General features: G+C 32.1%; 17 protein-coding genes. All 17 read right to left on the bottom strand.

Going from position 1 to position 9,083, the window contains the following annotated elements; all coding sequences use genetic code 11:
- Window positions 1-38: 38 nt before the first annotated feature.
- The gene (locus tag CVOLT_RS00405) at window positions 39-686 is read right to left on the bottom strand and encodes a ferritin family protein (RefSeq protein WP_039664942.1); all 648 of its coding nucleotides are present in this window, start codon (window positions 684-686) and stop codon (window positions 39-41) included.
- Between the two features lie 80 nt (window positions 687-766).
- The gene (locus CVOLT_RS00400) at window positions 767-1,798 is read right to left on the bottom strand and encodes a type II asparaginase (RefSeq protein WP_132038093.1); all 1,032 of its coding nucleotides are present in this window, start codon (window positions 1,796-1,798) and stop codon (window positions 767-769) included.
- Between the two features lie 111 nt (window positions 1,799-1,909).
- Complete coding sequence (gene murI / locus CVOLT_RS00395; RefSeq protein WP_039664941.1) at window positions 1,910-2,653, bottom strand: glutamate racemase; 744 nt, start codon at window positions 2,651-2,653, stop codon at window positions 1,910-1,912.
- Between the two features lie 34 nt (window positions 2,654-2,687).
- A complete protein-coding gene (gene secY, locus CVOLT_RS00390) occupies window positions 2,688-3,950 on the bottom strand; it encodes a preprotein translocase subunit SecY (RefSeq protein WP_039664940.1) in 1,263 nt (420 codons plus the stop codon).
- Window positions 3,950-4,342, bottom strand: a complete 393-nt coding sequence (gene rplO / locus CVOLT_RS00385) for a 50S ribosomal protein L15 (RefSeq protein WP_039664939.1) — start codon at window positions 4,340-4,342, stop codon at window positions 3,950-3,952. Before rplO ends, secY begins: the two co-directional genes overlap by 1 nt.
- Window positions 4,343-4,345: 3 nt before the next feature.
- Complete coding sequence (gene rpsE / locus CVOLT_RS00380) at window positions 4,346-4,789, bottom strand: 30S ribosomal protein S5 (protein WP_039617161.1); 444 nt, start codon at window positions 4,787-4,789, stop codon at window positions 4,346-4,348.
- Between the two features lie 16 nt (window positions 4,790-4,805).
- The gene (gene rplR, locus CVOLT_RS00375) at window positions 4,806-5,162 is read right to left on the bottom strand and encodes a 50S ribosomal protein L18 (protein WP_039664938.1); all 357 of its coding nucleotides are present in this window, start codon (window positions 5,160-5,162) and stop codon (window positions 4,806-4,808) included.
- 9 nt (window positions 5,163-5,171) lie between these two features.
- On the bottom strand, window positions 5,172-5,708 hold the full coding sequence (gene rplF, locus CVOLT_RS00370; protein ID WP_039664937.1) for a 50S ribosomal protein L6: 537 nt from the start codon (window positions 5,706-5,708) through the stop codon (window positions 5,172-5,174).
- A gap of 76 nt (window positions 5,709-5,784) precedes the next feature.
- Complete coding sequence (gene rpsH / locus CVOLT_RS00365) at window positions 5,785-6,180, bottom strand: 30S ribosomal protein S8 (RefSeq protein WP_039617152.1); 396 nt, start codon at window positions 6,178-6,180, stop codon at window positions 5,785-5,787.
- Between the two features lie 11 nt (window positions 6,181-6,191).
- On the bottom strand, window positions 6,192-6,377 hold the full coding sequence (locus CVOLT_RS00360; protein ID WP_012660824.1) for a type Z 30S ribosomal protein S14: 186 nt from the start codon (window positions 6,375-6,377) through the stop codon (window positions 6,192-6,194).
- A gap of 1 nt (window position 6,378) precedes the next feature.
- The gene (gene rplE / locus CVOLT_RS00355) at window positions 6,379-6,924 is read right to left on the bottom strand and encodes a 50S ribosomal protein L5 (RefSeq protein WP_039664936.1); all 546 of its coding nucleotides are present in this window, start codon (window positions 6,922-6,924) and stop codon (window positions 6,379-6,381) included.
- A gap of 1 nt (window position 6,925) precedes the next feature.
- Complete coding sequence (rplX, locus tag CVOLT_RS00350) at window positions 6,926-7,153, bottom strand: 50S ribosomal protein L24 (protein WP_039664935.1); 228 nt, start codon at window positions 7,151-7,153, stop codon at window positions 6,926-6,928.
- Window positions 7,153-7,521, bottom strand: a complete 369-nt coding sequence (rplN, locus tag CVOLT_RS00345) for a 50S ribosomal protein L14 (protein WP_039664934.1) — start codon at window positions 7,519-7,521, stop codon at window positions 7,153-7,155. Before rplN ends, rplX begins: the two co-directional genes overlap by 1 nt.
- Window positions 7,521-7,772 (bottom strand): 30S ribosomal protein S17, encoded by a 252-nt coding sequence (gene rpsQ / locus CVOLT_RS00340; RefSeq protein ID WP_039664933.1) that lies wholly within the window; start codon window positions 7,770-7,772, stop codon window positions 7,521-7,523. Before rpsQ ends, rplN begins: the two co-directional genes overlap by 1 nt.
- Before the next feature lie 9 nt (window positions 7,773-7,781).
- Entirely contained in the window at window positions 7,782-7,967 is a 186-nt protein-coding gene (gene rpmC / locus CVOLT_RS00335; RefSeq protein WP_039664932.1) for a 50S ribosomal protein L29, read from the bottom strand.
- Complete coding sequence (rplP, locus tag CVOLT_RS00330) at window positions 7,954-8,379, bottom strand: 50S ribosomal protein L16 (protein WP_039648881.1); 426 nt, start codon at window positions 8,377-8,379, stop codon at window positions 7,954-7,956. The genes rpmC and rplP overlap by 14 nt, the downstream gene beginning before the upstream one ends.
- A 2-nt stretch (window positions 8,380-8,381) precedes the next feature.
- A complete protein-coding gene (gene rpsC / locus CVOLT_RS00325; RefSeq protein ID WP_039664931.1) occupies window positions 8,382-9,083 on the bottom strand; it encodes a 30S ribosomal protein S3 in 702 nt (233 codons plus the stop codon).

The following is a 9,083-nucleotide window of genomic DNA, read 5'->3' as shown; positions in this document are numbered from 1 at the left end:
AATAAAATATTTTATCATTTTTATCAAGGCTTTAAAGATTATCCTAAAAATTCGCGTTTGAAGTATTCTTTTGGAGCTTTACACAAAGGACAGGCTGCTGGAGCTTTTTTGCCACGATGTATATGACCGCAAACTTCACAAACCCATAAATCTTCTACTTCAGAATTAAAAAAGTCTTCTTCTTCAAGCATTTTTTTAAGTGCTAAATACTCTCTTTCATGTTCAATCTCTACTTTACCAATAGCAGTAAATAATCTTGCTATATTTTTCTTTCCTTCATCTTCTGCAATTTTTGCAAAATTTGGATACATGATAGTATGTTCATAATTTTCACCATCAGCTGCACAAATTAAATTCTTAGCTGTTTCTTCTAAAGCTTTACCATCAACTAATTCATGATAAGCTTTAAATTCAGCTCTTGCATGCCATTTTTCATTTTCAGCAGCTTCTCTAAAATGTCTTGCAATTGCATGCCAACCTTCTTCTTGAGCGATATCTGCAAATAAGTCGTATTTATTTCTAGCCATAGATTCTCCAGCAAAGGCTTTCATTAAATTTACAGCTGTGAGATCTTTAGTAATACATTGCATTTCTTCATTGCAACAGCTAAGCTTTCCACCACCAACATTTTGAACTTCTACTTCATTGCCACATTTTTGACATTTATATGTTTCATATTGTCTCATTTTATCTCCTTGATAGACATTGGATAAATTGACTAATTTTTACCCAAATTGCATTTTATTGCAATTTAGGCAATTAAATTTTAATATTTTAGGAAATACTCTTGAATTTTTTTAGGATCGTTAGTTTTTGTTAAAGCAAGCATTAATAAAACTCTAGCTTTTTGTGGGCTCATATCACCTGTATCAATAAAACCAAGTTTTGCATCAGCTTCACTTACTGCTACTCTACCTGATACAACACGAGAGCTTACTGCTACTTTAAGACCTTTTTTCAAAAGCTCTTTTAAAACATCTTTTTGATAATCATGAATACTACCAGCACCTGTTCCAGCTACTACTATACCTTTAGTACCATTTTCAAATAAAGCCTTAGCTGCAACTCCACTACCATCATTTGCATAACTATAAAGGATATCAACTTTTGGTAATTCTTTTAATTTGCTTACATCAAAAGGTGATTTTTTAGTGTGTAATTTTGGGTTAGTATTATAAAAAAATACTTTACCATCTACTATATAGCCCATATCTCCCATATCAGGTGAGCTGAATGCATCGACATTTAAACTATGGGTTTTCATTACTCCTCTTGCACTTTGAATTCTATCATCCATAGCAACCATCACGCCTTTATTTTTTGCTTGTGGATCCACAGCTAATGCCACAGCATTATAAAGATTTTTCGGACCATCAGCACTTATAGCTGTTGAAGGACGCATTGCACCAACTAAAACAACAGGCTTATCACTTTTAACAGTTAAATTTAAAAAATAAGCCGTTTCTTCCATGGTATCAGTACCATGAGTAATCACCACTCCATCTACATCACTTTTTAAAAGTTTATTTACTTCTTTAGCAAGTTTAAGCCAAATTTCATTTGTCATATCTTTACTATCAATGTTTGCAATTTGCTCACCTTCAATCACAGCTAGATCTTGAATTTGAGGAACTGCTTTAATCAAAGCATCTACCCCTACAACACCTGCTGTATAACCAGTAGTTGCTACCGCGCTATCGATAGATCCAGCTATAGTTCCACCAGTTGCTAAAATTGCAATTTTTGGTTTTGCTTCCACAATTCCTGCTCCTAAACTCAGTGCCATAGCAGCACACATCAACATTTTTTTCATTTTAGTCCTTTCATTTTGAAATGATAAGGATTATAATGAATATAAGTTTAAATAAGAATAAATTATAAATGAAAAAATATATATATTAAACAAATATCAATAAAGCCAAATTTTTGCAATATTTTTTAATTTTTCTTCATCACTTGAGGCAAAAAATGAAACTTTAGGGTTATGATATTTTTCTTTTAAATTATACTCTTTTTTAAGTTGCAAAGCTATGGCTTCGCCAGAATGAATAAGTCTAGTTTGCTTACCAAAATACTGCTGTAAGGATTTTGAAATCAAAGGAAAATGCGTACAAGCTAAAATCAATGCATCAGGGATATAAGTAAGATCATCAAAATAATACTTAAAAGCTGAATTTAAAAAATCTCCTTGAAAAATTCCTTCTTCTACCATAGGCACAAAAAGTCCAGTGGCTCTTTCTTCTACTGCCAAATAGCCTTCTTGAGATAGTCGTTGTTTATATTGATGAGAATTTATTGTAGCCTTAGTTGCAATGACTAAAATTTTAGAATTTTTATCATTAAGAGTATTTGTCGTAGCTAAAACACCTGCTTCAATTACCCCTAATATTGGAAATTTTGCATTAGCTCTTAATATTTCTAAAGCATAAGCACTTACTGTATTACAAGCAATGATTAACATATCAACTTGTTTTTGATTGAAAAATTCTAATGCTTCTAGGGAAAATTTAACGATAGTATCTTTATCTTTTACTCCATATGGAACCCTTGCGGTATCTCCATAATAAATATATTCTTCAAAAAAATTAGTTTGTAAAAGCGATTTTAAGACACTAAGCCCCCCTACACCGCTATCAAAAACACCTAATTTCATTTTAAAAGTCAAGAAAGTAGAATCATCTACTTTCTTATAAACCTACCGCGCTTAAAGTTTGGTATTTATTCATATAAATTTGAGCTTCTATTTTTCTCATTGTATCTAATGCAACTTGAACAACAATCAACACAGAAGTTCCACCAAAATAAAAAGGCACGCCAAAAAATTTAACTATCAACCAAGGTAAAGTTGATACAAGTCCTAAATAAATAGAACCTGAAAGTGTTAATCTTGATGCGATTTCATTTAAATAATTAGCCGTTCCTTCTCCTGGTCTAATTCCTGGTATAAAACCACCTTGTCTTTTTAGATTTTCAGCTATGTCTTTTGCATTAAAAACAATTGATGCATAAAAATATGCAAAAAAGATAACAAGTAAAAATGTTAAAAAATGAAAGAAAAATCCATTAGGATTTAAAAAATCATAAATTTTTAATACATATTCATTTGTACTTGATTGCAAAATAGTACTTGGAAACATCAAAATCGCACTTGCAAAAATCGGAGGAATTACCCCACTTAAATTAATTTTAATAGGAATATAATTCATAATGCGTTTGTTTTGATTTTGCATGATTACTTTTCTTGAATAAGAAATAGGAATTCTTCTTTCTCCAAGTTCTACAATGATAATTGCCCAAATAGTAAGTAAAATCACAACTAAAATGGCAATGATAGTCAAGAAATTCATTTCACCTGTATTTACCAAATTTACTGTTCCGCTAATCGCACCTGGGATAGTAGAAACAATACCTCCAAAGATAATCAATGAAATACCATTTCCTATTCCGCGTTGAGTGATTTGCTCACCAATCCACATTAAAAGCATAGTTCCTGCTAACATAGAAACAGCAGATAATGCTATAAAAGTGTTCATATCAATCATAATAGCAGATTGTCCAGCTTTTCCATGGAGACTTTGTAAACCTATAGATACACCTATACTTTGCACTAAGGTAATGACTATAGTAGCATAACGGATGATTTGCATATATTTTTGCATACCATCTCGTTCTTTTTTCATTTTTCCTATATTAGGGAAAGTTGCAGCTAAAAGCTCCATAATGATCGAAGCAGTAATGTATGGCATAATGCCTAAAGAGATGATGCTAAGTCTTTCAGCAGCACCTCCACTAAACATATTAAACAAGCCTAATGCATTAGAAGCATTAGAATCAAAAAATTCCTTGATAACACTGACATTAACCCCCGGAACTGGCACATAAGCTAAAATTCTATAAGCAAATAAAAAAGCTAATGTGATGAGAATTTTATTTGTCAATGTTTTATTCATTATTTTTGTCCGCTAAAAGTGATCTTCTCGTCTTTTATTTTACCTGCAAGATCTTTTGCACTTGCACCAATAAGCTTAATTTTATTGATATTTTTTGAAAGCTTATGGATGCTATTAATTGTTTCAAAAGTAATCTCGCTAAGTTCTTTTATAGCTGTAATTTTTTCAACATTAATCACATAAGGTTTTTCAAATTTAGAAGTGAAACCAACTTTTGGTAATCTTCTTTGAAGAGGTTGTTGACCACCTTCAAAACCTCTTTTTTCATTGTAACCTTTTCTAGCAGTTTGTCCTTTTCCACCTTTGGTAGAAGTTTTTCCCATACCACTACCTTGACCACGACCTATTCTTTTAGTTTTATGTGTTGAACCTGGTGCTTTTGTTAAATTCATACATTATCCTTTAAGCATTGTAAGTGCTTTAATAGTAGCACGCACAACATTTGCTGAGTTATTTGAACCTAAAGACTTAGTTAAAATGTCTTTAATACCTGCAAGCTCTACTATAGGACGAGTTGAACCACCTGCGATTACTCCTGTACCTTCGCTTGCTGGTTTAAGTAAAATTCTACTTGCATTATATTTTACCTCTACATCATGAGGAATAGTAGAACCTTTAGTTTTAACTTCAACGATATTTTTAAAAGCATCATCAACTGCTTTTCTTATAGCATCTGGAACTTCTTTAGCTTTTCCATATCCTACACCGACTAAACCTTTTCTGTTTCCAACAATCACCAAAGCGGTAAATCTAAATCTTCTACCACCTTTTACAACCTTAGTAACCCTGCCGATATCGACGATTACTTCTTCAAATTCTTCTCTATTATATTTTTCCATCGACCTTCCTTTTGGGTTATAGTTTGATTCCGTTTTCTCTGAGTGCTTGCGCTAAAGCTGCAATAACACCATGATACAAATAACCATTTCTATCAAATACCGCTTCTGTGATATTTTTAGTTTTTAAAACTTGCGCAAATTCAGCTGCTATTTTTTTAGCACCTTCTTTATTTGCTTTTACACCAATTTTTCTACCATCAACAGCCGCTAAAGTCACTGCTTTAGCATCATCAATAGCTTGGATGTATAAAGTTCTATTTGACTTAAACACAGAAATTCTTGGAAGAGTTTGTGTCCCTGAAATTTTTGCTCTAATTCTTTTTTTTCTTTTAATTCTTAAAGATATTTTTCTTTTTAATACATTTGCTCTCATATTCTATCCTTACTTCTTAGATGTTTTACCAGCTTTGCGGATAATACGCTCAGTAGAATACTTAACACCTTTTCCTTTGTAAGGCTCAGGTGGTCTAAATTCACGAATTTGAGCAGCAACTTGACCTACAACTTGTTTATCACTACCTTTAACAATGATATTATTTTTATCCACAGTAATTTCTATACCTTCTGGTATATCATAGTTAATAGGATGAGAAAACCCTAATGCAAGTTCTAAAACTTTACCTTTTAATGCAGCTTTATAACCAACACCATTGATTTCTAAAGTTTTGCTAAAGCCATCAGTTAAACCTATAATTATATTTTGAGTTAAAGCTCTATATGTTCCCCAATAAGCTCTGCTTTGTCTATCTTCACCTTTAGGAGAAAAAAGAATTTGACCTTCTTTGATCTCAACATTTACATTTGCTTTTGTATCAAGCTCTTTTGCTAAATTTCCTTTTTTGAATTTTAGCAAGTTACCTTCTAATTTTACTTCTACTCCATTTGGAATAGCAACTGGTTGTTTACCTATACGTGACATATTTTTCCTTTTTATTTGTCTACGATATGACTACTTTATAAGAATGGATATCGAATACCATAAAAAGTAGAAACTCTTACCAAATAGTACATAAAACTTCGCCGCCAACTCCTGCTTTATAAGCTTCGTCGTTAGCCAAAACACCTTTAGATGTGCTTACTACTATAGTACCATAACCATTTTTAAATCTTTTGATTTCATCTTTACCTTTATAAACACGACGGCCAGGTTTTGAAATGCGTTTTACTTCATTGATAACACTTTTACCTTTTTCATCGTATTTTAAAACTACATTGATGAATTTCTTTTTATCTTCTTCTATAACATTGAAACTTTCAATATAACCTTTAGCTTGAAAAATTCCAAGCAAAGCTTCAATAACCTTAGAATGCAAAAGTTGAGTAGTTTCTAATCTTCTCATCCCAGCATTTCTAATTCTTGTAAGTGAATCTGAAATTAAATCATTTATCATGGTTCTTCCTCTTACCAACTTGCTTTTTTAAGACCAGGAATCAAACCTTCATTTGCCATTTTTCTTAAGCAAACCCTGCAAATTCCAAAATCTCTATAAACTGAATGTGGTCTTCCACAAATTTGGCATCTAGTATACCCTCTAACGCTAAATTTAGGTTTGCGGGCAGCTTTTGCAATCATTGATTTTTTAGCCATATTACTTTCCTTTTGCAAATGGCACGCCAAATAATTCTAATAATTTTTGTGCCTCTTTATCTGATTTTGCTGTTGTAACGATAGAAATGTTCATACCATGAGTTCTTAAAATTTTATCATATTCAACTTCTGGGAACATCAACTGCTCGTCTAAACCAAAGTTATAATTTCCTCTTCCATCAAAACCATCTCTTGGAAGACCTCTAAAATCTTTTACACGAGGAAGTGCAATAGTAATTAGCTTGTCTAAAAAAGCATACATATTATCTTTTCTTAAAGTTACCATAACACCAACTGGAAAACCTTCTCTAACTTTAAAACCAGCAACTGATTTTTTAGCTTTTGTAATAACTGCTTTTTGTCCAGCAATCAAAGAAATAGTATCAGCAACATTTTGCAATACTTTTTGATCTTTTGCTAATTCTCCAGCACCAACACTTATAACAACTTTTTCTACAAAAGGTATAAGCATAGGGTTTTTGATATCAAATTCTTTAACTAAAGCAGGTTTGATATTTTGAGTATATTTTTCTTTTAATCTCATCATTTTATTCTCCTGCTTTTGCTACATTTGAAATATCCATTGGCATTTCTTTATTTACAAAGCCACCATTTGGATTTTTATCACTTGGTTTTACAGCTTTTTTAGCAATTTTACATCCTTCAACTATAACTTTGTTTGTTTTAGGGAAAACTGCTAAAACTTTGCCTGTTTTACCTTTGTCATCACCTGCGATAACTTTTACCATATCATTTTTTTTGATTTTTAATTTCATTACAACACCTCCGGTGCTAGTGAAACAATTTTCATAAAGCCACCATATCTAACTTCACGACCTACTGGCCCAAAAATACGAGTTCCGATTGGCTCTCTTTTAGCATCAAGAATTACTGCTGCATTTTCATCAAAACGAATCAAAAAGCCATTGTCTCTATGAATTTCTTTTTTGGTTCTAACAATAACAGCCTTAACAACTTGACCTTTTTTTACTTTACCATTTGGCAAAGCTTTTTTAACAGATGCTACTATCACATCACCTACAGTAGCATATCTTCTTTTGCTACCACCTAAAACCTTAATACACATTAATTCTTTTGCACCGCTATTATCAGCAACTGCAAGCCTAGTAAAACTTTGAATCATTACTCAACTCCTGCTGATACTATAGTTTTTAAGCGAAATGATTTTCTTTTAGAAAGTGGTCTACACTCAACTGCAATGATAGTATTTCCCACTTTAAGTTCATTTCTTTCATCATGAATTAAATATTTTTTAAAGCGTTTTACTATTTTTCTATATTTTGGATGAACAACTTTTCTTTCAACCAAAATTGAAGCTGTTTTATCTCCAGCAATTTGAACAACAACGCCTTGAATTTCTCTCTTAAATGCCATTTTCTATCCTTATTTTAAAGCGCTAATTGCAGTATTGATTCTAGCGATGTCTTTTTTAACTTCGCTAATTTCTTTAGGATTAGTTAGCTGCATTGTTTTTAGCTTTTGTCTTAAAGTAAATAAAAGCACCTTTTTTTCTTTTAGCATTGTTGCAAGCTCGGCTGCTGTTTTATCTTTAATCTCAGTATATTTCATTTTGGCTCTCTCTTGTAACAAACTTAGTTTTAAACGGCAATTTATGCATAGCTAAAGTTAAAGCTTGTCTTGCCATTTCTTCATTAACCCCTGCCATTTCATAAATTATACGACCTGGCTTAATGTTCATTACCCATTCTTCAACTGCACCTTTACCTTTACCCATACGAGTTTCTAAAGGTTTTTTAGTTAAAGGTTTATCAGGGAAAACTCTAATCCAAGTTTTACCTTGTCTTTTTACAAAACGAGTTAAAGCAATACGAGCTGCTTCAATTTGACGAGAATTTATACGACCAGCCTCAGTCGCCTTTAACGCATAATCGCCAAAAGTAAATTCAGTTCCTCTGTTGGCATAACCTCTGTTACGCCCTTTCATCATTTTACGATATTTAGTTCTTTTTGGCATTAACATGATTACTTACCTCTTCTTGCTCTTCTTGGTTTTTTAGCAGGAGCGTTTTCTTCGGTTTTTTCAGATTGAACACCTTTTTGTAAAACTTCACCTTTAAAGATCCATACTTTAATACCTATATTTCCATAAGTAGTATGAGCTTCAGCAAAACCATAATCAATTTTTGCTCTTAAAGTATGAAGTGGCACACGACCTTCTAAATACCATTCAGTTCTTGCCATTTCAGCTCCACCTAAACGACCAGAAACTGAAACTTTAATCCCTTTAGCACCTGCTTTTTGCGCCCCTTGAATTACTTTTTTCATAGCTCTTCTAAAAGCAATTCTTTTTTCAAGTTGCGTAGCAACACTTTCAGCTGCAAGCTGAGCTGAAGCACCTGCTTTTCTTTCTTCTTTGATGTTGATATTTACTTCTTTACCAATTAAATCTTGAAGTTCTTTTCTTAACACATCAACATCGCTACCTTTTTTGCCTATTATAATACCAGGTCTTGCAGCTACAACAGTTACTCTTAATTTTTTAGCTGTTCTTTCTACAAGAATTTGGCTAATTCCAGCATAATAAAGTTTTCTTTTTAAAAAGGTTCTGATTTTATAATCTTCACCAATATTTTCTGCCATATTAGCTTTAGTAGGAAACCATCTTGATTCCCAGTTTCTATTAATTCCTAATCTTAAACCAATCGGATTTACTTTTTGTCCCAT

Source organism: Campylobacter volucris (assembly GCF_008245045.1).
GTDB classification, from domain to species: Bacteria; Campylobacterota; Campylobacteria; order Campylobacterales; family Campylobacteraceae; genus Campylobacter_D; species Campylobacter_D volucris.
Note: the sequence above shows the minus strand (reverse complement) of the source record. Positions and strands in the feature narration are given on the sequence as shown.

Bases quoted from the DNA above. Each gene is read 5' to 3' on its own strand.
- CVOLT_RS00405 (WP_039664942.1), bottom strand. From the start codon at position 686: ATGAGACAATATGAAACATATAAATGTCAAAAATGTGGCAATGAAGTA.
- CVOLT_RS00400 (WP_132038093.1), bottom strand. From the start codon at position 1,798: ATGTGTGCTGCTATGGCACTGAGTTTAGGAGCAGGAATTGTGGAAGCA.
- murI (WP_039664941.1), bottom strand. From the start codon at position 2,653: ATGAAATTAGGTGTTTTTGATAGCGGTGTAGGGGGGCTTAGTGTCTTA.
- secY (WP_039664940.1), bottom strand. From the start codon at position 3,950: ATGAATAAAACATTGACAAATAAAATTCTCATCACATTAGCTTTTTTA.
- rplO (WP_039664939.1), bottom strand. From the start codon at position 4,342: ATGAATTTAACAAAAGCACCAGGTTCAACACATAAAACTAAAAGAATA.
- rpsE (WP_039617161.1), bottom strand. From the start codon at position 4,789: ATGGAAAAATATAATAGAGAAGAATTTGAAGAAGTAATCGTCGATATC.
- rplR (WP_039664938.1), bottom strand. From the start codon at position 5,162: ATGAGAGCAAATGTATTAAAAAGAAAAATATCTTTAAGAATTAAAAGA.
- rplF (WP_039664937.1), bottom strand. From the start codon at position 5,708: ATGTCACGTATAGGTAAACAACCAGTTGCTATTCCAAATGGAGTAGAA.
- rpsH (WP_039617152.1), bottom strand. From the start codon at position 6,180: ATGATAAATGATTTAATTTCAGATTCACTTACAAGAATTAGAAATGCT.
- CVOLT_RS00360 (WP_012660824.1), bottom strand. From the start codon at position 6,377: ATGGCTAAAAAATCAATGATTGCAAAAGCTGCCCGCAAACCTAAATTT.
- rplE (WP_039664936.1), bottom strand. From the start codon at position 6,924: ATGATGAGATTAAAAGAAAAATATACTCAAAATATCAAACCTGCTTTA.
- rplX (WP_039664935.1), bottom strand. From the start codon at position 7,153: ATGAAATTAAAAATCAAAAAAAATGATATGGTAAAAGTTATCGCAGGT.
- rplN (WP_039664934.1), bottom strand. From the start codon at position 7,521: ATGATTCAAAGTTTTACTAGGCTTGCAGTTGCTGATAATAGCGGTGCA.
- rpsQ (WP_039664933.1), bottom strand. From the start codon at position 7,772: ATGGCATTTAAGAGAGAAATTCAAGGCGTTGTTGTTCAAATTGCTGGA.
- rpmC (WP_039664932.1), bottom strand. From the start codon at position 7,967: ATGAAATATACTGAGATTAAAGATAAAACAGCAGCCGAGCTTGCAACA.
- rplP (WP_039648881.1), bottom strand. From the start codon at position 8,379: ATGTTAATGCCAAAAAGAACTAAATATCGTAAAATGATGAAAGGGCGT.
- rpsC (WP_039664931.1), bottom strand. From the start codon at position 9,083: ATGGGACAAAAAGTAAATCCGATTGGTTTAAGATTAGGAATTAATAGA.